This is a genomic window from Klebsiella sp. BIGb0132, from assembly GCF_024810075.1.
Classification (GTDB): Bacteria; Pseudomonadota; Gammaproteobacteria; order Enterobacterales; family Enterobacteriaceae; genus Klebsiella; species Klebsiella terrigena.
The window spans coordinates 1-25,905 of sequence record NZ_JANUDW010000005.1 but is presented as its reverse complement, the minus strand read 5'-3'; the positions used below and the strand labels follow the sequence as shown (position 1 = coordinate 25,905).

The following is a 25,905-nucleotide window of genomic DNA, read 5'->3' as shown; positions in this document are numbered from 1 at the left end:
AAGGCGTTAAAGTTTTTTGGCTTTTTCCACGGCTTCGTCGATGGAACCAACCATGTAGAACGCCTGCTCCGGCAGGTGATCGTATTCGCCTTCCATGATGCCTTTAAAGCCACGGATGGTGTCTTTCAGGGAGACGTATTTGCCCGGAGAACCGGTAAATACTTCTGCCACGAAGAACGGCTGGGACAGGAAGCGCTGGATCTTACGCGCGCGAGCTACCACCAGTTTATCTTCTTCAGACAGCTCATCCATACCGAGGATGGCGATGATGTCTTTCAGTTCCTGATAACGTTGCAGCAGAGACTGTACGCCACGCGCGGTGTCGTAGTGTTCCTGACCCACAACCAGCGGATCCAGCTGACGGCTGGTGGAGTCCAGCGGGTCAACGGCCGGGTAGATACCCAGAGACGCGATCTGACGGCTCAGTACCACGGTTGCATCTAAGTGAGCAAAGGTGGTTGCTGGGGATGGGTCAGTCAAGTCATCCGCAGGGACGTATACCGCCTGCACGGAAGTGATAGAACCGGTTTTGGTGGAGGTGATACGTTCCTGCAGAACGCCCATCTCTTCCGCCAGAGTCGGCTGATAACCTACCGCTGAAGGCATACGACCCAGCAGCGCGGATACTTCAGTACCGGCCAGGGTATAACGATAGATGTTATCGACGAACAGCAGTACGTCACGACCTTCGTCACGGAATTTCTCAGCCATGGTCAGACCGGTCAGCGCAACGCGCAGACGGTTTCCCGGCGGCTCGTTCATCTGGCCGTAAACCAGGGATACTTTATCCAGAACGTTGGAGTCAGTCATCTCGTGGTAGAAGTCGTTACCCTCACGAGTACGTTCACCTACGCCCGCAAACACGGAGTAACCGGAGTGCTCAATCGCGATGTTACGGATCAGCTCCATCATGTTTACGGTTTTACCCACACCCGCACCACCGAACAGACCGACTTTACCGCCCTTAGCGAACGGACACATCAGGTCGATTACTTTGATACCGGTTTCCAGCAGTTCCTGAGAGCTTGACAGCTCTTCGTAGGAAGGCGCCGCGCGGTGGATAGCCCAACGGTCTTCTTCACCGATGTCGCCTTTCATATCGATCGGCTGACCCAGCACGTTCATGATACGACCCAGCGTTGCTTTACCAACCGGGACTTCGATCGGGTGCTCGAGGTCTTTAACTTCCAGACCACGACGCAGACCGTCAGAAGAACCCATGGCGATAGCACGTACGATACCACCGCCGAGCTGCTGCTGAACTTCCAGCACCAGACTCTCGTTACCATTTTGTACCTCAAGAGCATCGTACACGCGCGGTACGGCATCCTGAGGGAATTCGACGTCAACCACGGCGCCGATTACCTGGACAATTTTTCCAGTAGCCATCTTGAATCCTCTACGAATTAACCTGGTTATACCGCGGATGCACCACCGACGATTTCGGTGAGTTCCTGAGTAATGCTGGCCTGACGAGCTTTGTTGTATACCAACTGCAGCTCTTTAATCAGGCTGCCGCCATTATCGGTAGCGGCTTTCATCGCCACCATACGTGCGGCCTGCTCGCTGGCCAGGTTTTCTACCACGCCCTGATAAACCTGAGACTCAACGTAGCGACGCAGGAGGGTATCCAGCAGCGCTTTTGGGTCTGGCTCATACAGGTAATCCCAGGATTTACGCTTCAGATCAGCATCGTCTGACGCCGGTAACGGCAGCAGCTGAGTAATGGTCGGAGCCTGAGACATGGTATTAATAAATTTGTTGCTGACAACGTACAGCTTGTCCAGACGGCCTTCATCATAGGCCTGCAACATCACTTTTACCGGACCGATCAGTTCGGACAGGGACGGGTTATCACCCATGCCGGTCACCTGAGCGACAATATTGCCGCCCACGGAATTAAAGAAAGAAACGCCTTTAGAGCCGATCATTGCGATATCGCACTGAACGCCTTTATCGGACCAGACTTTCATATCCGCCAGCAGTTTTTTGAACAGGTTAATGTTCAAGCCACCGCACAGACCACGGTCGGTCGACACCACCAGGTAGCCTACGCGCTTAACGTCGCGTTCTTCCAGGTAAGGGTGCTTATATTCCAGATTACCGTTCGCAAGGTGACCAATCACTTTGCGCATGGTCTCTGCATAAGGACGGCTGGCCGCCATGCGATCCTGCGATTTACGCATTTTGGAAGCGGCGACCATTTCCATCGCTTTAGTGATCTTCTGCGTGTTCTGGACGCTTGCGATCTTACTACGTATCTCTTTTGCGCCGGCCATGAACTTCTCCTCAATGCCGTGCGGCTTGCCCTAAGACAAGCCGCCAGACTTTACCAGGACTGGGTTGCTTTGAAGGAGTCGAGGATGCCTTTCAGCTTGCCTTCGATCTCGTCGTTATAGCCACCGGTCTGGTTAATCTCTTGCATCAGCGGAGCGTGGTCACGGTCAACGTAAGCCAGCAGAGCGGCTTCGAAGCTACCGATTTTCGCCAGTTCCACATCTTCGAGGTAACCGCGTTCCGCAGCAAACAGAACCAGGCCCTGCTGTGCTACAGACATCGGAGCATACTGTTTCTGTTTCAGCAGCTCGGTTACTTTCTGACCATGGCTCAGCTGTTTACGGGTTGCTTCATCCAGATCGGATGCGAACTGAGAGAACGCAGCCAGTTCACGATACTGTGCCAGAGCGGTACGAATACCACCGGACAGTTTCTTGATGATCTTGGTCTGAGCAGCACCACCAACACGGGATACGGAGATACCCGGGTTGACCGCCGGACGAATACCGGAGTTAAACAGGTTGGTTTCCAGGAAGATCTGACCATCGGTAATGGAAATTACGTTAGTCGGAACGAATGCGGAAACGTCACCAGCCTGAGTTTCGATAATCGGCAGCGCGGTCAGGGAACCTGTTTTACCTTTCACTTCACCTTTGGTGAAGTTCTCAACGTATTCAGCGTTAACGCGGGATGCGCGCTCCAGCAGACGGGAGTGGAGGTAGAACACGTCGCCTGGGAATGCTTCACGTCCTGGCGGACGGCGGAGCAGCAGGGACACCTGACGGTAAGCAACGGCCTGTTTAGACAGGTCATCGTATACGATCAGCGCATCTTCGCCGCGGTCGCGGAAGTATTCGCCCATTGCGCAACCGGCATACGGAGCCAGGTACTGCAGCGCAGCGGATTCAGAAGCGGTCGCCACAACAACGATGGTGTTGGACAGCGCGCCGTGTTCTTCCAGTTTACGTACCACGTTAGAGATGGTGGACGCTTTCTGGCCGATAGCCACGTAGACGCACTTAATGCCGGAATCACGCTGGTTGATGATCGCATCGATTGCCATCGCGGTTTTACCGGTCTGACGGTCACCGATGATCAGCTCACGCTGGCCACGGCCGATTGGGATCATTGCATCGACGGATTTATAACCGGTCTGTACCGGCTGGTCGACGGACTGACGTTCGATTACGCCCGGTGCGATAACTTCGATTGGCGAGAAGCCATCGTGTTCAACCGGACCTTTACCGTCAATTGGTGCACCCAGGGTGTTCACCACGCGGCCCAGCAGGCCACGACCGACAGGAACTTCCAGGATACGGCCAGTACACTTAACCTTCATGCCTTCGGCAAGGTCAGCGTACGGACCCATCACTACCGCACCTACGGAGTCGCGCTCCAGGTTCAGGGCGATAGCGAAACGGTTACCCGGCAGAGAGATCATCTCACCCTGCATACAATCGGCCAGGCCGTGGATGCGGATAACACCGTCACTGACGGAAACGATAGTACCTTCGTTGTGAGCCTCGCTCACAACATTGAACTGAGCAATGCGCTGCTTGATCAGTTCGCTGATTTCGGTGGAATTCAGTTGCATGCTCCAGTCCCCTTAAGACTGCAAGACGTCTGCAAGGCGATCAAGACGGCCGCGTACGCTGCCATCAATGACCATATCACCCGCACGGATGATAACACCTGCCAGTACAGACTTATCGATTTTGCAATTCAGCTTAACTTTGCGTGACAAACGTTTTTCCATCGCGTCGGCAATCTTCGCGAGCTGTTCTTCACTCAGTTGGGTGGCAGAAATAACATCTACCTCTGCGGTTGCCTCACTGGCAGCGCGCAGGTGAATGAACTGCTCAAGAACATCCGGGAGCACCTTCAGACGACCGTTTTCAGCCATAACCCGAATCAGGTTCTGGCCGCTGTCGTCCAGCTGCTCGCCGCAGATCGCGATGAACGCTTCAGAGAGCGTTTCCGGCGCCAGAGCACCGGACAGAAGCTCTGCCATTTGTTCGTTTTTAGTCACTTCAGCGGCAAACGCCAGCATATCCTGCCAGCGCTCAACACCTTTGTGTTCAACGGCAAAGTCAAAAGCTGCTTTGGCGTAGGGGCGAGCTACCGTTACAAATTCAGACATCAGCCCCTCCCTCCTTACAGTTCAGCGACAAGTTTATCCACGATGTCGCTGTTAGCAGCTTCATCCACGGAACGTTCGATGATCTTCTCGGCGCCAGCAACAGCCAGGATTGCGACCTGCTTACGCAGCTCCTCACGAGCACGTTTACGTTCGGCATCAATTTCAGCCTGCGCCTGTGCGACGATTTTGGTGCGTTCCTGTTCTGCTTCAGCTTTAGTTTCATCCAGAATCTGAGCGCGACGCTTGTTTGCCTGCTCGATGATTACCTGGGCTTCCGCTTTCGCTTTTTTCAGCTGGTCGGTCGCGTTGGCCTGTGCAAGGTCCAAATCCTTCTTAGCGCGTTCTGCAGAAGCTAAGCCGTCAGAAATCTCTTTCTGCCGCTTTTCGATGGCAGCCATTAAAGGCGGCCATACGTACTTCATGCAGAACCATACGAAAAGAACAAACGCGATGGCCTGGCCGAGGATTGTTGCGTTCATGTTCACAGCACAATACCTCTTAAATTAACTCTGTGGCTTAGGTTTCTTACGTACAACTTACTACGCGACAGCAAACATCACGTACAGACCCAGACCTACAGCGATCATCGGGATAGCATCCACCAGACCCATAACGATAAAGAACTGAGTACGCAGCAGAGGAATCAGATCCGGTTGACGCGCTGCGCCTTCCAGGAATTTGCCCCCGAGGATGCCGATACCGATCGCAGCACCGATCGCCGCCAGACCCATCATCACAGCGGCAGCCATGTACAGCAGATCCATATTCAGGTTTTCCATGACAGTCTCCAGTTTGTTTCAATAAAAACGTAGTATGTTGGTAAAAATCAATGCTCTTCGGATGCCATCGACAGATAGACGATCGTCAGAACCATGAAGATGAAGGCTTGCAGCGTAATAATCAGGATGTGGAAAATGGCCCATGGCACATTCAGAATCCACTGTGACCACCACGGCAGCAGGCCAGCAATCAGAATGAAAATCAGCTCACCGGCATACATGTTGCCGAACAGTCGCAGACCCAGTGATACAGGTTTGGACAGCAGGCTTACCCCTTCAAGGATTAAGTTGACAGGAATGAACGCCCAGTGATTGAACGGCTGCAGCGTCAGTTCTTTAACGAACCCACCCACGCCTTTCATTTTGATGCTGTAGAAAAGAATCAGGATAAACACGCCAAGCGCCATCGACAGGGTGATGTTAACGTCCGCAGACGGAACCACGCGCAGTGCAGGCAGGCCGAAAATGTGTTCACCGATATAAGGAATCAGGTCGATTGGCAGCAGGTCCATCAGGTTCATCAGGAATACCCAGACGAACACGGTGAGGGCCAGCGGAGCAATCAGCTTGCTCTTGCCATGATACATATCTTTAACGCTGCCATGGACGAAGCCAATGGTCATCTCGATAGCCGTCTGGAGTTTACCCGGTACTCCGCTGGTCGCTTTCTTCGCAACGCTACGGAAAATGGTAAGGAACAACAGACCGAGCACCACTGAGAAGAACATGGAGTCAATGTTGAGCGTCCAGAAGGTGGCCGGGGGGTTGTGCGGATCCACCAGCGAGAAAGTACGCAGGTCCAGCTGAAGGTTATTCAGATGGTGTCCTATGTATTCCTGCGGCGTCATATTTTCTGCAGCCATGATGCCTTTTACCCTTTGTTGTTAATTACAGCTGGTGCCAGAATTTGTACCACCAGCACCAAAACCCACGTCACGATCAGCGGTAAAAATACCACTTTGAAAACGGCCAGCGCCATCACGAGGAGGGCGAAGGTCAGCAACACCTTGGAAGCTTCACCGATAGCGAAGGTCCAGGCCATTCGGCCTTTAGCTGGTGTATGCGCCTGATGACGCCAGGCAAAAATCATAAACATTATGTTTGGCACAACGACCGCCAAACCTCCGCATATTGCGGAGATGCCCCAGAAGGGGTCTTTGAGGCTGAACAGCAGTCCACTTGCTATTACTGCCAGTAACTGAATAAACAGAAGCTTACGAGCAACGTTTCGACTCAAGAGCGACACAGACATCACGTTTTTACTCCTGCTCCCTTCGAGGTATGTCGCGTGTCGTATAAAACGTCCTTTGAGGCGAAGAGTCAAGCATCAAAAAGCGGACAAATTATACGGTGACAACCCGTGAATTCAAACAATAAGTAGCAAAATAGTGAATAAATGTTTAATTATTTTCTGACAGGCAACTTTTCCTGCATTTTGCCAATCTGTGAGCGATCATGCAAAACTGCAAATACCGAGAAAACACGGCCTATAAAGCGTGCATTAGATCACATTATAAACATTTAGGGTTCGGTTGAATTAATTCTGTTCATAAATCATGACTTTTCATCCTTTTGATATTCAACATAAAAATCAGGGACTTTTTCTAAAACAACCCTACATACATTAAAAACGTTTTATTGACATTTATAATAAATATTTAACAACTATATGCCTGTTCAGCGCCTTGATTTGTAGCGGGCTGATATTTTCAAAGTTGACTATTGTTCTGGTAAATGAATCAGCAAACGTTAACCGCCAGAAAAACCATAGTGAAAATATGGTTAAATGCCCCCCGATAATACCCCGGCGTTACCTTCATTTTTGTAACATCCGCAGGTGACATTTTTTCCACATTTTTTGGTAAAAATTAAATCTTTTTTGATTTAATAACCACCAGGTGACGCTCCCCTTCCAGCTGGGGGACACGCAGTTTAATCACCTCGCTCACCGCGTATCCGGCAGGCAAATCGGTGAGCTCCTCTTCCTGAGCCACGCCCTTAAGCGCGTAAAAACGCCCCTCTTCTGCCGGCAAATGGTGGCACCAGCTCACCATATCGTTCAGCGAGGCGAACGCGCGGCTAATCACGCCATCAAACGGCGGCTCGGCCGGGAACGCTTCTACCCTACTCTGCACCGGCGTCACGTTCTCAAGCTTTAGCTCATGCTGAACCTGACGGAGAAAGCGCACGCGCTTGCCAAGGCTGTCCAGCAGGGTGAAATGAGATTCAGGACGTACGATGGCCAGCGGAATACCGGGCAGCCCTGGACCGGTGCCGACATCGATAAAACGGCTTCCTTGAAGATAGGGTGCAACGACAATGCTGTCGAGAATATGCCGCACCAGCATCTCATTCGGGTCGCGAACGGAGGTCAGATTGTAGGCTTTGTTCCACTTATCCAGCAGTCCAACATACGCTACCAGCTGATTTTTCTGATGATCGGTAAGCGTAATAGCCGCTTCATCCAGTAGACGAGAAAGTTTGTTGAGCACGGTCGGTACCTGTCTAAAAATAATGAGCCCGGAGGCGAAAACGCTTACCGGGCTGATGAACAACGAGGCGGAAAACGGGACGCTATCCGCCAAAAAACCTGTCTGAGGATCAGGCGCTGCGGCGCAGCATCCCCTGCTTTTTCAGCCAGACCAGCAGCATGGAGATCGCTGCAGGCGTCACGCCAGAAATGCGCGATGCCTGACCGATTGAAGACGGCTTATGATCGTTCAGCTTGGCAATCACCTCATTGGAGAGCCCAATGACCTGGCGATAATCAATCGTAGCAGGCAGCAAGGTGTTTTCATTGCGCTGGTGTCTTTCGATCTCATCCTGCTGACGAGCGATATAGCCTTCATACTTAACCTGGATCTCAACCTGCTCAGCCGCCTGCGGGTCCTGCAGACCTGGAGCGAAAGGCGACAGCTGCACCAGCTGTTGATAGGTCATCTCCGGACGACGGAGCAGATCCTCACCGCTGGCTTCGCGTGAGAGCGGCGCGGTGAGGTGAGCATTCACTTCTTCGACGCTTGCGGCCTGTGGGTTGACCCAGCTCGTTTTCAGCCGCTGACGCTCAAGTTCGATGCTTTCCAGCTTCTGATTGAAGCGCGCCCAGCGCTCGTCATCCACCAGACCCAGCTCGCGACCCTGTTCGGTCAGGCGCAGATCGGCGTTATCTTCGCGCAGCATCAGGCGATACTCCGCGCGGGAGGTAAACATGCGGTACGGTTCTTTGGTACCGAGGGTGCACAGATCGTCCACCAGCACGCCAAGGTAGGCCTGAGAGCGACCCGGCGCCCAGCCCTCTTTTTCTGCAGAGAAGCGACCGGCGTTCAGACCGGCAAGCAGACCCTGGGCCGCGGCTTCTTCGTAGCCGGTGGTGCCGTTAATCTGGCCGGCGAAGAACAGACCCTGGATATATTTGCTTTCCAGCGTCGGCTTCAGGTCGCGCGGATCGAAGAAATCATACTCAATGGCGTAGCCCGGGCGGACGATTTTGGCGTTCTCCATACCCTGCATTGAGCGAACAATTTGCATCTGGACATCGAACGGCAGGCTGGTGGAGATACCGTTCGGATAAATTTCGTTGGAGGTCAGTCCTTCCGGCTCGAGGAAGATCTGATGCTGGTTGCGATCGGCAAAGCGCATCACCTTATCTTCGATCGACGGGCAGTAACGCGGGCCGATCCCTTCAATCACCCCGGCGTACATCGGGCTGCGATCGAGGTTATTGCGGATAACGTCGTGCGTTTTCTCGTTGGTGTGCGTGATGTAGCACGGAACCTGACGCGGATGCTGATCCGCGGATCCCATGAACGAGAATACCGGCATCGGGTCATCGCCATGCTGCTGCGCCAGGACGCTGAAATCGATGGTGCGCGCGTCAATACGCGGCGGAGTACCGGTTTTCAAACGGCTGACGCGCAGCGGCAGTTCGCGTAAGCGGCGGGAGAGCGAGATCGCCGGCGGATCGCCTGCACGACCGCCGCTGTAGTTATCCAGCCCGATGTGGATCTTGCCGTCGAGGAAGGTTCCGACGGTCAGGACAACCGCTTTAGCGCGGAACTTCAGTCCCATCTGGGTCACAGCGCCGACAACGCGATCGTTTTCGACAATCAGATCCTCAACCGCCTGCTGGAAGATCATCAGGTTGGGCTGGTTTTCCAGCGCCGTCCGTACCGCCTGGCGGTAGAGCACGCGGTCTGCCTGAGCGCGAGTGGCGCGCACCGCCGGGCCTTTGCTGGCGTTTAGTATCCTAAACTGAATGCCCGCATGGTCGATCGCTTTCGCCATCAGGCCGCCAAGAGCATCCACTTCTTTTACCAGGTGTCCTTTCCCAATGCCGCCAATCGCCGGGTTGCAGCTCATCTGCCCCAGAGTGTCGATATTGTGTGTCAAAAGCAGGGTCTGCTGACCCATACGCGCTGCGGCCATTGCGGCCTCAGTGCCTGCATGACCCCCGCCAATGATGATGACGTCAAAAGGATCCTGATAAAACATGGTGGTATGCCTCGCATAAAGCGGTTTGAAAATGGATTGAAGCCCGGGCCGTGGATTCTACTCAACTTTCGACTTCCGAGAAAGCTCCGGGATCTTGAGTATTTAAAAGAAGATCTTTTATTTAGAGATCTGTTTTATTGTGATCTCTTATTAGGATCGGACCTTTCTGTGGATAAGCCGGGTCCGCGTTTTAAGATCAATCGGTTAAGGAGGATCACTTTCTGTGAATGATCGGTGATCCTGTTCCGTATAAGCTGGGATCAAAATGAAGGGTTATGCACAGCTCAAAAAGCAGGCAACGCTTATGCCTTGGATAACTACCGGTTGATCAGTGGTTTTAAGCATAGTTATCCACAGATGATCGGGCGATCTTTACAAAAATTAGATCAAATTTTTCCAGGATCCCAGCCAAATCTCGGCCGGATCTTCCGGAATCTCATGATCGAGGACGTTAATCTTCAGCGTTTCGCCGATCTGTTTGGCTCCGCATGCCTTTAAGGCATCGTCAATCTTGTCGATTGCGCCGCAGAAGGTGTCATATTCACGACTGCCGATCCCGACTGAGCCAAAGCGTACGCCTGAAAGGTCCGCCTTCTGCTCCTGCAGCGCCTCATAGAAAGGCAGCAGGTTGTCAGGAATATCGCCGGCACCGTGCGTTGAGGAGATAACCAGCCAGATCCCGTCCGTCGGCAGATCCTCAATCAGCGGCCCGTGCTGGATTTCGCTGCTGTAGCCCGCTTCTTCCAGCTTTTCCGCCAGATGCTCTGCTACATATTCCGCACTGCCTAAGGTGCTGCCGCTGATAAGAGTAATGTCTGCCATGATCGTCCGCTCATTTATTCAGTGTGGCACATTGTACGCTGTGTGTGAGCTGGGATCTACCTGTGGAAAATGTGGGATTAAAAAAGCCCGATCACGGGCGGATGGTACGCATAATCGGGTTTTGCAGGGAGATCAGCGTCTCGGTGGACTGAATTTCATCGATTGTTTGGATCTTGTTGATAAGTACCTGCTGAAGGGCGTCGATCGAGCGGCACATCACTTTAATAAAGATGCTGTAGTGGCCGGTGGTGTAGTAGGCCTCGGTCACCTCATCCAGGCTCTCGAGCCGGGCCAGCGCCGAAGGGTAGTCTTTAGCGCTTTTCAGGATAATGCCGATAAAGCAGCACACGTCGTAGCCGAGCTGCTTCGGATTCACGTCGATCCGCGCGCCGGTAATAATGCCCGCCTGCTTCATCTTCTCCACGCGCACGTGGATAGTCCCCGGGCTGACGCCAAACTGTTTGGCCAGTTCGGCGTAGGCCGTGCGCGCATTGGCCATTAACGCTTCAAGGATGCCGCGGTCCAGATTGTCGATCTGATAATTTTCCATAGGTTTTTCTTATGATGTTTGATGATTCTTTCTATATTAGCCTTATATTTTAATGAATAAAAAGTGTATTGGCCTTTTTGTTATTTGATTATTGAATTGATGGCCCGGTTTGTTGCTTAATCAATAGCAACAGGACGCAGGAGTTATAAAAATGAAAACCGCATATATCGCAAAACAACGCCAGATCAGCTTCGTTAAGTCTCACTTTTCCCGCCAGCTGGAAGACAAACTGGGCCTGATCGAAGTCCAGGCTCCCATTTTAAGCCGCGTAGGGGACGGGACTCAGGACAACCTGTCTGGCTGCGAGAAGGCGGTTCAGGTAAAAGTGAAAACGCTGCCGGATGCCCAGTTTGAAGTCGTTCACTCACTGGCTAAATGGAAGCGTCAAACGCTGGGGCAACACGACTTCAGCGCGGGCGAAGGGCTGTACACGCACATGAAGGCCCTTCGCCCCGATGAAGACCGTCTGACCGCCATCCACTCCGTTTACGTTGACCAGTGGGACTGGGAGCGCGTGATGGGCGATGATGAGCGCCACGACGGGACGCTGAAATCCACCGTAGAAGCCATCTATGCCGGGATCAAAGCGACCGAAGCGGCCGTCAGCAAAGAGTTTGGCCTGACGCCGTTCCTGCCGGAACGGATCCAGTTTGTTCATAGCCAGGATCTGCTGAGCCGCTACCCGGATCTCGACGCTAAAGGGCGCGAGCGGGCGATTGCCAAAGAGCTGGGCGCCGTATTTCTTATCGGGATTGGCGGCAAGCTGACCGATGGCCAGCGCCACGACGTGCGTGCGCCGGATTATGATGACTGGAGCACCGAGGTTGCCGAAGGTTTTGCCGGCCTGAACGGCGATATTCTGGTGTGGAACCCGGTTCTGGAAGATGCCTTCGAGCTTTCTTCTATGGGGATCCGCGTCGATGCCGAGGCCCTGAAGCGTCAGCTGGCGATCACCGGTGATGAAGATCGCCTGAAGCTGGAGTGGCACCAGGCGCTGCTGCGCGGCGAAATGCCGCAGACCATCGGCGGCGGTATTGGTCAGTCGCGCTTGACGATGCTGCTGCTGCAGCTCGACCACATCGGACAGGTCCAGTGCGGCGTATGGCCTGCACAGGTCCGTGAAAGCGTCGCTGCCCTGCTTTAATCCGCGCCTTAACGCCGCCAGCGTCGCAGCAGGCGGCTACGCAGCCCGGTATCAAAGCGCCAGATATGATCGAAGATGCGCATGATCCCGGGTTTGCCGTGCACCGACATCGCCACCGCGTGAAAACGATGCTGGTGCCTGCGCTGAAGTTCCCCCACCTTATTGATCACCTCATCCGGCAGGCGCTGGGCGATAAAATCAGAAATCACCACCGCATCGGCATCTACCCACTGCGGGTTTTGCATGCGCTCAAAAATGGCCCGAAAACAGCTGGCCAGATCGGTACCGCCGCGAAAACGCTGGCTGAGGAAACGAATCGCCTGCTCCAGCCCCTGCGGGCCGGTGAGCTCGTAATGCACCACTTCGCTGGAAAACAGCATGATAAAGCAGCGCCGGTTGTCCGCCAGCGCGACCCGCATCAATGCCAGGCAAAACGCCTTGGCGCACTGTTCGTTAAACCCGCCCATTGAGCCTGAGGTATCGACGCAGACGATAAATGGCCCGCGCGGCTGTTCGTCAAAATCCTGCCGGGTAACCGGTCGTTCAGTGATTTTTTCCCGCCACGCGTCGCCGTGCAGCCGGTAGGTCAGCAGCTGCTTTTCCACCAGCTTGCGGTAGAACTCGAACTCCAGCTCGGTGATCCCAAGGGTGGCCAGCTCTGGCGGGAGCAGGCGCAGAATATCGTCGCTTTGCTGCAGGCCATCAACCTGTTCCGGTACCGTGGCCGGTTCACGCACGAGGCTGCGAAAGGCCTCCATCGGCGCATCCTTTTTGGGGACCGATTTTGCTTCCCGCGAGCGCCCGAGCTGTTCAGCCAGCTGCATCAGCTCCGGCTGCTGCGTCAGAAAATCACCGTAGCGAACGATCAGCTGATAATCGCCGCGCTTCAGCTCGCCTGCGCTCATATCCCACAGGCGCCCTGCGGAGTTATCGTTTTCCACCAGCACCGGCTCGAGCTGGCCGCTGAGGGTCATTCGCTCCTGCATCGTGTTGAGCAGCCGATCGCGTTCCTCATCCAGCAGCTGCTGATTGAGGGTGGTAGCCTGCACCACCAGGCTCAGGCGCCAGCGCTGCAGGAACAGGGTGTGCAACGCGGGCGTAAAGTGCGGGTTATCATCCGCCAGCTGCTGGGCCTGGGCGGCAAAAGGGGATTCGAGCCTGTGCAGCTGCGTAAGAATTTGCGGCAGCTGAACGATGAACTGGGAGGTCGAAAGAAGCTGAGACCGCTGATAGTTCTGCACTTCAGCATCGAGCTCTGGCGGAATATGCGTCTCTTTTAGCCTGGCTCTGACGGCTTCGCGCCAGCGCGGGATATCGGCGGCGATAATGTTTTTCAGCCGCGGGAATTTCTCAAAGAAAACGGCAAGCTGCGGGGAGGCCAGCAGCGCCAGCAGCATCTCTTCGATCATCCCCTCTTCGCTGACTGCCAGCATGACATTCAGCATATCCAGCGTCATGGCTGACGGGCCTGTTTGATCTGCGCCCCGACGTCCTGCAGGCTGGCTTCGATACGTCCCAGCCAGTCACCGGGAATGAACAGACATTTTTGCTGTTCGCTAAAGCGGTTGTGCTGCTGATGCCACTCGTCATCGAGAGCTTCCAGCTGCTGGCGAATTTCCGCAGGCATATTTTCCTGCGATTCGCTGCCGGGAAGGGCCAGTCGGGAGCCCTGCAGGCTGACGTCGCGCACCACCAGATGCTGGCTGGTATCGACGTCCATATCTAGCGGCTGGGCAAAACCAATGCCGTTGAGCTTACCGCGGATCTCGCCGCCCTTCTCCAGCCAGTGGGAGAGCTCTTCACGGGTAAACGTAATATGGATGACCTGCATATCGTGTAGCTTAAGCGGCTGCTGAAGCAGCAGAAGGAGCGTTGTCCCTTCTACGTCGGCGGGAAGCTCATAGTGCGCTTTCCGGCTGAACATGCCGCCGAGACGCGTAACCTTCAGCGCGGTTTTGTCGCTGTGCTGCTGTTGGATCTGAATACGCCTTTGGGTGATCGCCCCGAGGCGCGTCAGCATCGCCTGCTGCTGCCAGGCGTGGTTGGTCATCAGGGTTTCCAGCAGCTGTGACATCAGGTTCATGCTTTCGATATCGTGCCACAGGCAGTCTTTCAGCAGAATCAGGTCGATGGGCGCGATGGTATCGCGGCCGCTGAAGAAGGCGCTGGCCTGCAGCAGGCGAACGGCCTTTTTCCAGCGGCGGTCCGAAACGTAGGGTGCCTTGGGCTGCGTCTCCAGCTGCTGGCGCAGCTGATAGACAAGCTCGAATACGCTATCCGTCAGCTTCACGCCGCTGATATCCTGCTGCCACTGCGCAAACTCTTCGCTACTGACCTGCAGGGCAACCGGCACCGGATTGCTGTTTTCATCCTGCTGGCTGAGCAGCATGGAGCGGAAGTTGGTTTTATCCTGTACCTTATCGAGCCACAGGCGGATCAGCATTCGGTCATACAGTGCTTCCAGGCTGCTATCCGCTTCCGGGAGTTCATTGGACGCCGCCACCAGCAGGCGCATCGGGATTTTCTCCTCGGTGGCGCCGTTGCGGAAGTGGCGTTCGTTAATGGCGGTCAGCAGGGTATTAAGGATAGCCGGACCGGCTTTCCAGATCTCATCGAGGAAGACGATTTCCGCTTCCGGCAGGTAGCCTGCGGTTAAGCGTTCGTAACGGCCTTCATCCTTCAGGGCCTGGATTGATAGCGGACCAAAAACCTCTTCCGGGGTAGAGAAGCGGGTCATCAGGTATTCAAAGGCGCGAGCCTGCTGGAAGGCGAATTTAAGACGGCGGGCGATCAGGCTCTTGGCGATGCCCGGCGGACCGAGCAAAAAAACGCTCTCGCCGCTGAGCGCGGCAAGCAGGCAGAGCCGTATCGCATGACTGCGTTCAAACAAACCTTTTTCCAGCGCTGCGCTGAGCCGGGAAATTCTTTCTGCCAGTAAATGTGATTGAGCCATAATTGAGTTGCGTGCTTTTTCATGTGTCGTTATTGAGTCGAGTATAGATGTTTGATTAGGTGTGGTAATAGCCTGAAGATTCGATTTATTTTCTTTGAGCCAGGTTAATATGGTGTCTGTTAGGGGTACGATTCAGCAAAGAATCGTGCATACTGTGCGCTTTTTGTGAGCCTGAGGACCGGGAACACATTTGTTTTATATACACAAAAACATTCAGGATGCGGCAAGGCAGCAAGGGATGAAATCCCCTGGCGCACGGCTATGTGACCGGGATTTCTGGACGCCACCTGCGCAGAAGCAGCTTGAAAAATGATATGTATAAACGAAAAGACTAGTCTATGAGCTCTGATAATAAGCAATCGCTTCCGGCAGTAACGCTGGCGGCAATCGGCGTGGTGTACGGCGATATTGGCACCAGCCCGCTGTATACACTGCGTGAATGTCTGTCAGGTCAGTTTGGGTTTGGCGTTGAACGTGATGCCGTTTTTGGCTTTCTGTCGCTAATTTTCTGGCTGTTAATTTTTACCGTATCACTCAAATATATCACCTTCGTCATGCGGGCGGACAACGCCGGAGAGGGGGGCATTCTGACGCTAATGTCGCTGGCGGGACGCAATACGTCCGCGCGAATGACGTCGGTGCTGGTTATCCTTGGGCTGATTGGCGGCAGCTTCTTCTATGGCGAGGTGGTCATCACCCCGGCGATCTCGGTGATGTCTGCGATTGAGGGGCTGGAAATTATTGCGCCCAATCTGGATACCTGGGTTGTTCCGATATCCATTATTGTGCTGACGCTGCTGTTTGCCATCCAGAAGCACGGCACCAGTATGGTGGGTAAGCTGTTTGCGCCGATTATGCTGATTTGGTTCCTGCTGCTGGCGGTGCTTGGTGCGCGCAGCATCATTGATAATCCGGAAGTACTGCAGGCGCTCAATCCCTATTGGGCGGTGCACTTCTTCCTCGAATATAAGACCGTCTCTTTTGTCGCCCTCGGGGCGGTAGTGCTCTCCATTACCGGCGTTGAGGCGCTGTATGCCGATATGGGCCACTTCGGTAAATTGCCTATCCGCCTCGCGTGGTTCTCCGTGGTGCTGCCTTCGCTGGTGCTGAACTACTTCGGCCAGGGGGCGCTGCTGCTCAAACATCCTGAGGCGATCAAAAACCCGTTCTTCCTGCTGGCGCCTGAATGGGCGCTGATCCCGATGCTGATTATCGCCGCTCTGGCGACGGTCATTGCCTCCCAGGCGGTTATTTCCGGGGTCTTCTCGTTGACCCGCCAGGCGGTGCGCCTGGGATACCTGTCGCCAATGCGCATCATCCATACCTCCGAGATGGAATCCGGGCAGATTTATATCCCGTTCATCAACTGGCTGCTGTACGTTTCGGTGGTCATTGTGATTATCAGCTTCGAGCACTCCTCCAACCTGGCGGCCGCGTACGGTATCGCGGTGACCGGCACCATGGTGCTGACTACTATCCTGTTCACCACCGTGGCGCGTCAAAACTGGCGCTGGAATAAATTCTTCGTGGCGCTGCTGTTTATCGCCTTTATGTGCATCGACCTGCCGCTGTTCTCGGCCAACCTGGATAAGATAGTCTCCGGCGGCTGGCTGCCGCTGACCCTTGGCCTGGTGATGTTCACCGTGATGACCACCTGGAAGAGCGAGCGTTTCCGCCTGCTGCGCCGGATGCACGAACACGGCAACTCGCTGGAAGCCATGATCTCTTCGCTGGAGAAATCGCCGCCGGTCCGCGTGCCGGGCACTGCGGTGTATATGTCCCGCGCCCTGAACGTTATCCCGTTTGCCCTGCTGCACAACCTCAAGCACAACAAGGTGCTGCATGAGCGGGTGATCCTGCTGACGCTGCGGACCGAAGATGCGCCTTACGTGCACAACGTTCGCCGGGTGCAGATCGAGCAAATCTCACCGTCGTTCTGGCGGGTGGTGGCAAGCTACGGCTGGCGCGAAACGCCGAATGTGGAAGAAGTTTTCCACCGCTGCGGGCTGGAAGGGCTGAGCTGTCGGATGATGGAAACCTCGTTCTTCATGTCGCATGAATCGCTGATTATCGGCAAACGGCCGTGGTATCTGCGGCTGCGCGGTAAGCTCTATCTCCTGCTGCAGCGCAACGCCCTGCGGGCGCCGGATCAGTTTGAGATCCCGCCTAACCGGGTGATTGAGCTGGGCACCCAGGTCGAAATTTGATGTTCCGAAGCCCTTCCTTGTGAAGGGCTTTTTATTGTTTTTTGCCTGCGTTCACTTTTCTCTCCCCACGCTTGCGAAACGTTTCGATGGCGATCACATTTCTCTCTTTTGGCGGTGGTTTTCTGCGCGTATTTTGACAATACTTCCTTCAGCGAAACGTTTCGCTACTGGAGCAGAAGAGAAAAATGAAAAAGGGCACCGTACTTAACGCTGATATTTCCTCGGTTATCTCCCGCCTGGGTCATACCGATACGCTGGTGGTCTGCGATGCCGGGTTGCCGGTTCCCCGCAGCAGCGCGCGTATTGATATGGCGTTAACCCAGGGCGTTCCCTCCTTTATGCAGGTTCTGGAGGTGGTAACGGCGGAAATGCAGGTTGAAGCGGCGATCCTTGCGGAAGAGATTAAAACTCATAATCCGCAGCTCCATGCGACGTTGCTCACTCACCTTGAGCGGCTGCAGCAATACCAGGGAAACACCATTGAAATTCGTTACACCAGTCATGAGCAGTTTAAAAAACAGACCGCGGATAGTCAGGCGGTGATTCGCAGCGGGGAGTGTTCCCCGTTTGCGAACGTTATTCTCTGTGCCGGCGTGACGTTCTGAGGTCGCCGATATGGAAGCCTTATTGCAATTAAAAGGGATCGATAAAGCGTTCCCAGGCGTCAAAGCACTCTCCGGCGCCGCGCTCAACGTTTATGCCGGCCGGGTGATGGCGCTGGTTGGCGAAAACGGTGCCGGTAAGTCCACCATGATGAAGGTGCTGACCGGGATCTACGCCCGCGATGCCGGCTCCTTAACGTGGTTAGGAAAAGAGACCACCTTCAACGGACCGAAATCCTCTCAGGAAGCCGGGATCGGTATTATCCACCAGGAACTTAACCTCATTCCCCAACTGACGATCGCGGAAAATATTTTCCTCGGCCGTGAGTTCGTTAACCGGTTTGGCAAAATAGACTGGAAAACGATGTATGCCGAAGCGGACAAGCTGCTGGCGAAGCTGAATTTACGTTTTAACAGCCAAAAGCTGGTGGGCGATCTGTCGATCGGCGACCAGCAGATGGTTGAAATTGCCAAGGTGCTGAGCTTTGAGTCGAAGGTCATCATTATGGATGAGCCTACGGACGCCCTGACCGACACCGAAACGGCCTCCCTGTTCCGCGTTATCCGTGAGCTGAAATCTCAGGGCCGCGGGATCGTCTATATCTCCCACCGCATGAAAGAGATCTTCGAGATTTGCGACGATGTTACCGTCTTTCGCGACGGGCAGTTTATCGCCGAGCGCGAGGTGGCGAGCCTGGATGAAGACCTGCTGATTGAGATGATGGTCGGCCGCAAGCTGGAAGACCAGTATCCGCGCCTGGATAAAGCGCCGGGCGCCGTGCGCCTCAAGGTGGATAACCTGTGCGGGCCGGGCGTGGAAAGTGTCTCCTTTACTCTGCGTCAGGGAGAGATTCTGGGCGTCGCCGGGCTGATGGGCGCCGGTCGGACGGAGCTGATGAAGGTTCTGTACGGCGCGCTGCCGCGCAGCAGCGGTTCCGTCACCCTCGACGGGCGCGAAGTGGTCGCCCGCTCCCCGCAGGATGGCCTGGCAAACGGCATCGTTTATATCTCAGAAGACCGCAAGCGCGATGGCTTAGTCCTTGGCATGTCGGTGAAGGAAAACATGTCGCTGACCGCGCTGCGCTACTTCAGCCACGCCGGCGGCCGGCTGAAGCATAAAGATGAACAGCAGGCGGTAAGCGATTTTATCCGCCTGTTCAATGTCAAAACGCCATCGATGGAGCAGGCGATCGGCCTGCTCTCCGGCGGTAACCAGCAGAAGGTGGCCATTGCCCGCGGGCTGATGACCCGCCCGAAGGTCCTGATCCTTGATGAGCCTACCCGCGGCGTTGACGTTGGGGCGAAGAAAGAGATCTACCAGCTGATTAACCAGTTTAAGGCCGATGGTCTGAGCATCATTCTGGTCTCTTCGGAGATGCCGGAAGTGTTAGGCATGAGCGATCGCATCATAGTGATGCATGAAGGGCATCTCGGCGGTGAATTTACACGCGAGCAGGCCACCCAGGAAGTATTGATGGCTGCCGCTGTGGGCAAGCTTAACCGTGTGAATCAGGAGTAAAAAAGATGACAACCCAGGCTGCTGCTGGTCGCCGCTATTTCACTAAAGCATGGCTGATGGAGCAAAAATCGCTGATTGCCCTGCTGGTGCTGATAGCGATTGTCTCGACCATGAGCCCCAACTTTTTTACCGTCAATAACCTGTTCAATATCCTGCAGCAGACTTCGGTTAACGCCATTATGGCGGTCGGCATGACGCTGGTTATTCTCACTTCGGGGATCGACCTGTCGGTGGGCTCCCTGCTGGCGCTGACCGGCGCGGTTGCGGCGTCGATTGTCGGCCTTGAGGTTAATGCGCTGGTGGCGATTGCCGGCGCGCTGGCGCTGGGTGCGGCCATCGGTGCGGTGACCGGGGTGATTGTAGCGAAAGGGCGCGTGCAGGCCTTTATTGCCACGCTGGTGATGATGCTGCTGCTGCGCGGCGTGACGATGGTCTACACCAACGGCAGTCCGGTGAATACCGGGTTTACGGATAATGCCGATCTGTTTGGCTGGTTTGGTATCGGCCGTCCGCTGGGGATCCCGACGCCGGTGTGGATTATGGCGATCGTCTTCCTTGCCGCCTGGTACATGCTGCACCACACCCGCCTGGGCCGCTATATCTACGCGCTGGGTGGCAACGAAGCGGCCACGCGCCTGTCCGGCATCAGCGTGAATAAAGTTAAAATCATCGTCTATTCTCTGTGTGGCCTGCTGGCTTCGCTGGCGGGCATTATCGAAGTGGCGCGCCTCTCCTCCGCGCAGCCGACGGCGGGGACCGGCTATGAGCTGGATGCCATTGCGGCGGTGGTGCTGGGCGGTACCAGCCTGGCCGGCGGCAAGGGGCGCATCGTCGGTACCCTGATTGGGGCACTGATCCTCGGCTTCCTGAATAACGGATTGAACCTATTAGGCGTTTCTTCCTATTACCAGATGATCGTTAAAGCGGTGGTTATTTTGCTGGCGGTGCTGGTAGATAACAAAAAGCAGTAACTAAGAACTCTACAGGACATCTTAACTATGAATATGAAAAAACTGGCGACCCTGGTATCTGCTGTTGCTTTAAGCGCGACCGTGAGCGCAAACGCGATGGCGAAAGATACCATTGCCCTGGTTATCTCGACCCTTAACAACCCGTTCTTTGTCTCCCTGAAAGAGGGGGCGCAGAAAGAAGCCGACAAGCTGGGCTACAACCTGGTGGTGCTGGATTCACAAAATAACCCGGCGAAAGAGCTGGCCAACGTGCAGGATTTGACGGTACGCGGCGCGAAGCTGCTGCTGATCAACCCGACCGACTCTGATGCGGTAGGTAACGCCGTGAAGATGGCTAATCAGGCGAAGATCCCGGTTATTACCCTTGACCGTCAGGCGGCGAAAGGCGACGTGGTTAGCCATATTGCTTCTGATAACGTGCTCGGCGGCAAAATGGCCGGCGACTATATCGCGAAGAAAGCGGGTGAGAACGCTAAGGTTATTGAGCTGCAGGGTATCGCAGGGACATCCGCAGCGCGCGAGCGTGGCGAAGGCTTCAAGCAGGCCGTCGCGGCTCACAAATTTAACGTGCTGGCGAGCCAGCCGGCAGATTTCGACCGTACCAAGGGCCTGAACGTCATGCAGAACCTGCTGACGGCGCATCCGGACGTACAGGCGGTATTTGCTCAGAACGACGAAATGGCGCTGGGCGCGCTGCGCGCTTTACAAACGGCGGGTAAATCCGATGTGATGGTTGTTGGATTTGACGGTACTCCGGATGGCGAAAAAGCGGTAAATAGTGGCAAACTGGCTGCGACTATCGCCCAGCTGCCTGAGCAGATCGGCGTGAAAGGCGTCGAGACTGCCGATAAAGTGCTGAAGGGTGAAAAAGTGGACGCCAGCTATCCGGTTGAGCTGAAACTGGTCATTAAGCAGTAATATGCGATTCGGACCGGCAACGGTCCGAGGGACAACATAAAAAAGAAAAGCAGGGCATGCGCCACCGGAGTCCGGTGGCGCGCTTTCCCGGGAACTGAGATGATGAAAACCGCAGGCAAACTTATCGTCCTTGGCAGCATCAATGCCGATCACATTCTTAACCTTCAATCTTTCCCGACGCCGGGCGAAACCGTCACCGGTAACCACTATCAGGTGGCTTTCGGTGGCAAAGGTGCCAACCAGGCCGTAGCCGCCGGGCGCAGCGGAGCAAACATTGCGTTTATCGCCTGTACCGGCGATGACGATACCGGCGAGCGCGTTCGCCGCCAGCTGGCAAGCGATAACATCGACATCGCGCCGGTGCGCGCGGTAAAAGGCGAATCGACCGGCGTGGCGCTGATCTTTGTTAACGGCGAAGGTGAGAATGTCATTGGTATTCATGCCGGCGCCAATGCCGCCCTTTCGGTCGCTCAGGTTGAGGCAGAGAAGGCGCGTATTGCCGACGCCGATGCGCTGCTGATGCAGCTGGAGTCGCCGCTGGAGAGCGTGCTGGCGGCGGCCAAAATCGCCCATCAGCATCAAACAAGCGTGGTGCTGAATCCGGCCCCGGCGCGCGAGCTGTCGGATGAACTGCTGGCGCTGGTGGATATCATCACCCCTAACGAAACGGAAGCGGAGAAGCTGACCGGTATTCGCGTCGAAAACGATGACGATGCCGCCAAAGCGGCTAACGCGCTGCATAAAAAAGGTATAGGTACCGTTATTATTACGCTGGGTAGCCGCGGCGTCTGGGTGAGCCACGATGGCGAAGGCCGCCGGGTCCCGGGCTTTAAGGTTCAGGCCATCGATACCATTGCCGCGGGTGATACCTTTAACGGTGCCCTGGTCACCGCATTACTGGAAGGGACCGCGCTGGCAGAGGCCATCCGCTTTGCCCATGCCGCCGCCGCTATTGCCGTTACCCGCAAAGGCGCGCAGCCTTCAGTGCCATGGCGAAAAGAAATCGACGAATTTTTACGTCAACAGGGGTAACGCTTGGCTACCATGAAGGATGTGGCCCGCGTGGCGGGCGTTTCCACCTCGACGGTTTCCCACGTCATTAATAAAGATCGTTTCGTCAGCGAGGCGATTACCGCCAAAGTGGACGCGGCGATCAAAAATCTTAACTACGCGCCGTCCGCGCTGGCGCGTAGCCTCAAGCTCAATCAAACTCGCACCATCGGTATGCTGATCACCGCCAGTACCAACCCGTTTTATTCTGAGCTGGTGCGCGGCGTAGAGCGTAGCTGTTTTGAACGCGGCTATAGCCTGGTGCTATGCAATACGGAAGGCGACGAGCAGCGCATGAACAGTAACCTCGAAACGCTGATGCAAAAGCGCGTCGATGGCTTACTGCTGCTCTGTACCGAAACGCATCAGCCTTCGCCAGAAATAATGCAGCGCTATCCTTCGGTGCCAACGGTGATGATGGACTGGGCGCCGTTTGATGGCGACAGCGATCTGATTCAGGATAACTCGCTGCTGGGGGGCGATATGGCGACCCAGTACCTGATAGACCAGGGTCATACCCGGATTGCCTGTATTGCCGGTCCGCTGGATAAAACGCCGTCGCGGCTGCGCCTGGAGGGCTATCACGCCGCGATGTCCCGCGCCGGGCTGCAAGTATCTGAGGGATACGTGATTACCAGCGATTTTGAGTTTGGCGGTGGATTCAGCGCGATGCAGGAGCTGCTGACCTTATCGGAACGCCCACAGGCGGTATTTGTCGGCAACGACGCCATGGCGTTTGGGGCATATCAGTCGCTTTACCAGGCCGGGCTGCGTATTCCGCAGGATATGGCGCTGGTGGGCTATGACGATATCGAGCTGGCCCGCTATATGACGCCGCCGCTGACGACTATCCATCAGCCAAAGGATGAGCTGGGCGAGCTGGCGATTGATGTACTGATTCACCGGATGGCCGATCCCGGACAGCAGCAGCAGCGCGTGCAGCTCACCCCTGAGCTTATCATTCGCGGTTCAGCCTAGCGTTTGTGCCGTTCCTTTATCAGGTTACGGCCATCCTTCGCCTTTAACAGCATAAACACCAGCGCGGACACGACGGTGATCGCGCCCATCGTAATAAAGGTGTAGTGAAACTGCTCCACGGTGCTGGCGCTGTCGAACCCTTCATAAAAGCGCAGTACCGCCGCGCTAATCGCCACTCCGAGACTGATTGATAGCTGCTGCGTGACCGCCAGCAGACTGTTTCCGCCGCTGGCGTTATCATCGGTGAGGTCGGCAAGCGTAATGGTGTTCATTGAGGTGAACTGAGTGGACATCGCCATCCCCAGAACGAAGAGCGGCAGCAGCAGCATCCAGACGGGCATCGCGGGCGACTGGAACGAGAACTGGGCGATCATCAGGCCGATAAATATCGTTACCCCTACCAGCGTTTTCCGGTAACCGAGCCAGCGCAGGATCTGCGTAACGGTAGACTTCGCGATAATAGAGCCGACGGCGGTTGGCGCAATCATGCAGCCGGCGATGATTGCCGAATAGCCAAAACCGACCTGCAGCATCAGCGGCATCAGGAACGGCACGCAGCCCGTACCCAAACGCGTTGCCAGATTACCGGCGATCCCGACGGAAAAGGTTCGGGTCTTAAATAAAGAAAGCGAGATCAGCGGGGCGGGATGGCGGCGGGCATGGCGAATATAGGCCAGCAGTAAAAGAACGCTAAGGGCGATAACCGTCAGCGCGATCCAGCTGGCGACGATTTTCTCGCCAAACAGTTCGATACCGCTGGAGAACAGCACCAGGCTTAGCCCAAAGAGCAAAAATCCGCGGGTATCGAAAGGTCGGCGTGGCGTGGTGAAGTCCGGCATGCATTTACGCGCATAAAGGATACCAATAATGCCAATGGGAATATTGATCAGGAAAATCCAGTGCCAGCTGGCCCAGGTCACCAGCACGCCGCCGAGAACCGGGCCAAGAATAGGACCGACAAGCCCCGGCATCGTCACGAAGTTCAGCACCGGCAGCAGCTCGCTGCGCGGATAGGCCCGCAATAATGCCAGCCGCGCGACCGGCATCATCATCGCGCCGCCAACCCCCTGAATGACGCGAAAGATGACCAGCTCCATCAGGGAGCCGGAAAGCGCGCAGGCGAGGGAGCCGAGCGTAAACAGGCCTACGGCAATAATAAACACTTTGCGCGTGCCGAAGCGGTCGGCCAGCCACCCGCTGACCGGAATGAGCATCGCTACCGTTAGCGTATAGCTGATGATCGCCGACTGCATTGCCAGCGGCGAACGGTTGAGGCTATGGGCTATTGCCGGAAGGGCGGTGTTCAGAATGGTGGCGTCCAGCGCCTGCATAAAAAAGGCCATTGCCGCAATCCACGGCAGTCCGGCCATACTACGCCCTTTCTTCTCGGTCATGCGGAACCCTTTATTTACCTGAATGGTTTGGTGCGCTCAGCAGGGCCTGGCAGGCGCTGAGCGCTCGCGGGCCATCGCTGTTCAGAATCGCGTCAACAATTGCCTGATGGAGATCCAGCTTCACCACCTCATTCTGAGTAATAGAAGTGAAGTAAGTGTGATAGACCGAATGGAATAGCGAGGCGAAAGAGATAAGGAAGGGATTACCGCTCATTTCATAGATGTGCTCATGCCATGCCATATCGACTTCAATCCAGCGCTCGCGCTGGAAGCGCCTTTTCAGCTCGCCCATCTCTTCCATTAGGCTATTGAGCTGCGCCTTCTGCTCCGCGCTGCCCAGGGTAGCGGCCAGAAAGCAGGCCTGCGGCTCGAGGCTGCTGCGCATGACGAGGAAGTGGGTCACCACCTCTTCGAAGTTATCTTCCGTTAACCACCAGGAGAGCAGCTCCTTGTCGAGAAAGTTCCAGCTACTGCGTGGCATAACGCGGGTACCGATGCGCGGGCGCGGCAAGAGCATACCTTTCGCTGTCAGCGTCTTGACCGCCTCTCGTACCGCCGTTCGGCTGACGCCGAACTGCTCGCCCAGCTCCATTTCGCCGGGGAGAATGCTTTCCGGCTGATATTCGCCGGTCAGAATTTTTTGGGCCAGTTTCTCCGCCAGTACCCAGGAGATATTTTTCTGTGCCGCCAGTTGCTGTGCGCTTAAAGACATAAATGCCGTTCCTTTCTCTTTTCTACTCTATCAGTATGCCACCAGGCGGGGCGTTTCGTTGTTTAAAACGGCAAAACGCCGGTTTTTTGCCACTCCGCGGCCCGTTTTGGTGAAAAAAGAGGCGGTTGAAAAGTTTTTTGCAAACAGGGCTTGTCAACGTCGGAGAACTCCCTATAATGCGCCTCCACTGACACGGAACAACGGCTTACAGGCCGCCGGGTTAGCGGGGTTCAGCGATGAACGCCGACAGAGAAAAGCAAAATTAAACGCTTGACTCTGAATGAGGAAAACGTATTATACGGGACCTCGCAACGGTGAGCGAAAGCCGCGTTGCACTGCTCTTTAACAATTTATCAGACAATCTGTGTGGGCACTCAAAGTGACATGGATTCTTAACG

24 protein-coding genes are annotated in these 25,905 nt (G+C 55.2%); 8 read left to right on the top strand and 16 right to left on the bottom strand.

Annotation, left to right across the window (positions count from 1 at the left end; all coding sequences use genetic code 11):
• Positions 1–6: 6 nt before the first annotated feature.
• The 12 genes from atpD to asnC form a co-directional block, all read right to left on the bottom strand.
• Positions 7–1,389: a F0F1 ATP synthase subunit beta gene (gene atpD, locus M2416_RS15110; RefSeq protein WP_041143354.1), complete on the bottom strand. Its 1,383-nt coding sequence runs from the start codon at positions 1,387–1,389 to the stop codon at positions 7–9.
• Between the two features lie 26 nt (positions 1,390–1,415).
• Positions 1,416–2,279, bottom strand: a complete 864-nt coding sequence (gene atpG, locus M2416_RS15105; RefSeq protein ID WP_041143355.1) for a F0F1 ATP synthase subunit gamma — start codon at positions 2,277–2,279, stop codon at positions 1,416–1,418.
• A gap of 50 nt (positions 2,280–2,329) precedes the next feature.
• Entirely contained in the window at positions 2,330–3,871 is a 1,542-nt protein-coding gene (gene atpA / locus M2416_RS15100) for a F0F1 ATP synthase subunit alpha (protein WP_041143356.1), read from the bottom strand.
• A gap of 12 nt (positions 3,872–3,883) precedes the next feature.
• Positions 3,884–4,417 carry a F0F1 ATP synthase subunit delta gene (gene atpH / locus M2416_RS15095; RefSeq protein ID WP_041143357.1) on the bottom strand — a complete coding sequence of 178 codons (534 nt, stop codon included), beginning with the start codon at positions 4,415–4,417 and terminating at the stop codon, positions 3,884–3,886.
• Positions 4,418–4,431: 14 nt separating this feature from the next.
• A complete protein-coding gene (atpF, locus tag M2416_RS15090; protein WP_041143358.1) occupies positions 4,432–4,902 on the bottom strand; it encodes a F0F1 ATP synthase subunit B in 471 nt (156 codons plus the stop codon).
• A gap of 54 nt (positions 4,903–4,956) precedes the next feature.
• Positions 4,957–5,196, bottom strand: a complete 240-nt coding sequence (gene atpE, locus M2416_RS15085; RefSeq protein WP_000429386.1) for a F0F1 ATP synthase subunit C — start codon at positions 5,194–5,196, stop codon at positions 4,957–4,959.
• A gap of 47 nt (positions 5,197–5,243) precedes the next feature.
• A complete protein-coding gene (gene atpB / locus M2416_RS15080) occupies positions 5,244–6,059 on the bottom strand; it encodes a F0F1 ATP synthase subunit A (protein ID WP_041143359.1) in 816 nt (271 codons plus the stop codon).
• An 8-nt stretch (positions 6,060–6,067) separates the two neighbouring features.
• The gene (gene atpI / locus M2416_RS15075) at positions 6,068–6,448 is read right to left on the bottom strand and encodes a F0F1 ATP synthase subunit I (protein WP_041143360.1); all 381 of its coding nucleotides are present in this window, start codon (positions 6,446–6,448) and stop codon (positions 6,068–6,070) included.
• Between the two features lie 616 nt (positions 6,449–7,064).
• Positions 7,065–7,688, bottom strand: a complete 624-nt coding sequence (rsmG, locus tag M2416_RS15070) for a 16S rRNA (guanine(527)-N(7))-methyltransferase RsmG (RefSeq protein WP_041147492.1) — start codon at positions 7,686–7,688, stop codon at positions 7,065–7,067.
• 109 nt (positions 7,689–7,797) lie between these two features.
• Positions 7,798–9,687 (bottom strand): tRNA uridine-5-carboxymethylaminomethyl(34) synthesis enzyme MnmG, encoded by a 1,890-nt coding sequence (gene mnmG, locus M2416_RS15065; RefSeq protein WP_259225501.1) that lies wholly within the window; start codon positions 9,685–9,687, stop codon positions 7,798–7,800.
• A 381-nt stretch (positions 9,688–10,068) separates the two neighbouring features.
• On the bottom strand, positions 10,069–10,509 hold the full coding sequence (gene mioC / locus M2416_RS15060; RefSeq protein ID WP_041143362.1) for an FMN-binding protein MioC: 441 nt from the start codon (positions 10,507–10,509) through the stop codon (positions 10,069–10,071).
• 91 nt (positions 10,510–10,600) lie between these two features.
• On the bottom strand, positions 10,601–11,059 hold the full coding sequence (gene asnC, locus M2416_RS15055; protein WP_045853727.1) for a transcriptional regulator AsnC: 459 nt from the start codon (positions 11,057–11,059) through the stop codon (positions 10,601–10,603).
• A gap of 151 nt (positions 11,060–11,210) precedes the next feature.
• Here asnC and asnA point away from each other — a divergent pair, with 151 nt between their 5' ends.
• A complete protein-coding gene (gene asnA / locus M2416_RS15050; RefSeq protein ID WP_041143364.1) occupies positions 11,211–12,203 on the top strand; it encodes an aspartate--ammonia ligase in 993 nt (330 codons plus the stop codon).
• 8 nt (positions 12,204–12,211) lie between these two features.
• Here the strand turns inward: asnA and viaA are convergent, their stop codons facing one another.
• Positions 12,212–13,660 (bottom strand): ATPase RavA stimulator ViaA, encoded by a 1,449-nt coding sequence (gene viaA, locus M2416_RS15045; protein WP_076947924.1) that lies wholly within the window; start codon positions 13,658–13,660, stop codon positions 12,212–12,214.
• On the bottom strand, positions 13,657–15,156 hold the full coding sequence (gene ravA / locus M2416_RS15040) for an ATPase RavA (RefSeq protein WP_076947925.1): 1,500 nt from the start codon (positions 15,154–15,156) through the stop codon (positions 13,657–13,659). The genes viaA and ravA overlap by 4 nt, the downstream gene beginning before the upstream one ends.
• 338 nt (positions 15,157–15,494) lie before the next feature.
• On the opposite strand from ravA, the gene kup reads away from it, so the two are divergent.
• From kup to rbsR, 7 genes are all read left to right on the top strand, one after another.
• The gene (kup, locus tag M2416_RS15035) at positions 15,495–17,363 is read left to right on the top strand and encodes a low affinity potassium transporter Kup (protein WP_041143367.1); all 1,869 of its coding nucleotides are present in this window, start codon (positions 15,495–15,497) and stop codon (positions 17,361–17,363) included.
• Positions 17,364–17,548: 185 nt separating this feature from the next.
• On the top strand, positions 17,549–17,968 hold the full coding sequence (rbsD, locus tag M2416_RS15030) for a D-ribose pyranase (RefSeq protein WP_041143368.1): 420 nt from the start codon (positions 17,549–17,551) through the stop codon (positions 17,966–17,968).
• Between the two features lie 10 nt (positions 17,969–17,978).
• A complete protein-coding gene (gene rbsA / locus M2416_RS15025) occupies positions 17,979–19,484 on the top strand; it encodes a ribose ABC transporter ATP-binding protein RbsA (protein ID WP_076947926.1) in 1,506 nt (501 codons plus the stop codon).
• A 5-nt stretch (positions 19,485–19,489) separates the two neighbouring features.
• Positions 19,490–20,455 (top strand): ribose ABC transporter permease, encoded by a 966-nt coding sequence (gene rbsC / locus M2416_RS15020; protein WP_041143370.1) that lies wholly within the window; start codon positions 19,490–19,492, stop codon positions 20,453–20,455.
• Between the two features lie 27 nt (positions 20,456–20,482).
• Positions 20,483–21,373 carry a ribose ABC transporter substrate-binding protein RbsB gene (gene rbsB, locus M2416_RS15015; protein ID WP_041143371.1) on the top strand — a complete coding sequence of 297 codons (891 nt, stop codon included), beginning with the start codon at positions 20,483–20,485 and terminating at the stop codon, positions 21,371–21,373.
• A 99-nt stretch (positions 21,374–21,472) separates the two neighbouring features.
• Positions 21,473–22,405, top strand: a complete 933-nt coding sequence (gene rbsK / locus M2416_RS15010) for a ribokinase (protein WP_166793762.1) — start codon at positions 21,473–21,475, stop codon at positions 22,403–22,405.
• Positions 22,406–22,408: 3 nt separating this feature from the next.
• Complete coding sequence (rbsR, locus tag M2416_RS15005) at positions 22,409–23,401, top strand: ribose operon transcriptional repressor RbsR (RefSeq protein ID WP_139339479.1); 993 nt, start codon at positions 22,409–22,411, stop codon at positions 23,399–23,401.
• On the opposite strand, the gene mdtD is transcribed toward rbsR, so the two are convergent.
• Positions 23,398–24,795 (bottom strand): multidrug transporter subunit MdtD, encoded by a 1,398-nt coding sequence (gene mdtD / locus M2416_RS15000; protein WP_076947928.1) that lies wholly within the window; start codon positions 24,793–24,795, stop codon positions 23,398–23,400. The two genes, rbsR and mdtD, sit on opposite strands and share 4 nt — an antisense overlap.
• Before the next feature lie 10 nt (positions 24,796–24,805).
• Positions 24,806–25,507 carry a FadR/GntR family transcriptional regulator gene (locus tag M2416_RS14995; RefSeq protein ID WP_259225486.1) on the bottom strand — a complete coding sequence of 234 codons (702 nt, stop codon included), beginning with the start codon at positions 25,505–25,507 and terminating at the stop codon, positions 24,806–24,808.
• Positions 25,508–25,905 lie beyond the last annotated feature (398 nt).

Bases quoted from the DNA above. Each gene is read 5' to 3' on its own strand.
- atpD (WP_041143354.1), bottom strand. From the start codon at position 1,389: ATGGCTACTGGAAAAATTGTCCAGGTAATCGGCGCCGTGGTTGACGTC.
- atpG (WP_041143355.1), bottom strand. From the start codon at position 2,279: ATGGCCGGCGCAAAAGAGATACGTAGTAAGATCGCAAGCGTCCAGAAC.
- atpA (WP_041143356.1), bottom strand. From the start codon at position 3,871: ATGCAACTGAATTCCACCGAAATCAGCGAACTGATCAAGCAGCGCATT.
- atpH (WP_041143357.1), bottom strand. From the start codon at position 4,417: ATGTCTGAATTTGTAACGGTAGCTCGCCCCTACGCCAAAGCAGCTTTT.
- atpE (WP_000429386.1), bottom strand. From the start codon at position 5,196: ATGGAAAACCTGAATATGGATCTGCTGTACATGGCTGCCGCTGTGATG.
- atpB (WP_041143359.1), bottom strand. From the start codon at position 6,059: ATGGCTGCAGAAAATATGACGCCGCAGGAATACATAGGACACCATCTG.
- atpI (WP_041143360.1), bottom strand. From the start codon at position 6,448: ATGTCTGTGTCGCTCTTGAGTCGAAACGTTGCTCGTAAGCTTCTGTTT.
- mnmG (WP_259225501.1), bottom strand. From the start codon at position 9,687: ATGTTTTATCAGGATCCTTTTGACGTCATCATCATTGGCGGGGGTCAT.
- mioC (WP_041143362.1), bottom strand. From the start codon at position 10,509: ATGGCAGACATTACTCTTATCAGCGGCAGCACCTTAGGCAGTGCGGAA.
- asnC (WP_045853727.1), bottom strand. From the start codon at position 11,059: ATGGAAAATTATCAGATCGACAATCTGGACCGCGGCATCCTTGAAGCG.
- asnA (WP_041143364.1), top strand. From the start codon at position 11,211: ATGAAAACCGCATATATCGCAAAACAACGCCAGATCAGCTTCGTTAAG.
- viaA (WP_076947924.1), bottom strand. From the start codon at position 13,660: ATGACGCTGGATATGCTGAATGTCATGCTGGCAGTCAGCGAAGAGGGG.
- ravA (WP_076947925.1), bottom strand. From the start codon at position 15,156: ATGGCTCAATCACATTTACTGGCAGAAAGAATTTCCCGGCTCAGCGCA.
- kup (WP_041143367.1), top strand. From the start codon at position 15,495: ATGAGCTCTGATAATAAGCAATCGCTTCCGGCAGTAACGCTGGCGGCA.
- rbsD (WP_041143368.1), top strand. From the start codon at position 17,549: ATGAAAAAGGGCACCGTACTTAACGCTGATATTTCCTCGGTTATCTCC.
- rbsA (WP_076947926.1), top strand. From the start codon at position 17,979: ATGGAAGCCTTATTGCAATTAAAAGGGATCGATAAAGCGTTCCCAGGC.
- rbsC (WP_041143370.1), top strand. From the start codon at position 19,490: ATGACAACCCAGGCTGCTGCTGGTCGCCGCTATTTCACTAAAGCATGG.
- rbsB (WP_041143371.1), top strand. From the start codon at position 20,483: ATGAATATGAAAAAACTGGCGACCCTGGTATCTGCTGTTGCTTTAAGC.
- rbsK (WP_166793762.1), top strand. From the start codon at position 21,473: ATGATGAAAACCGCAGGCAAACTTATCGTCCTTGGCAGCATCAATGCC.
- mdtD (WP_076947928.1), bottom strand. From the start codon at position 24,795: ATGACCGAGAAGAAAGGGCGTAGTATGGCCGGACTGCCGTGGATTGCG.
- M2416_RS14995 (WP_259225486.1), bottom strand. From the start codon at position 25,507: ATGTCTTTAAGCGCACAGCAACTGGCGGCACAGAAAAATATCTCCTGG.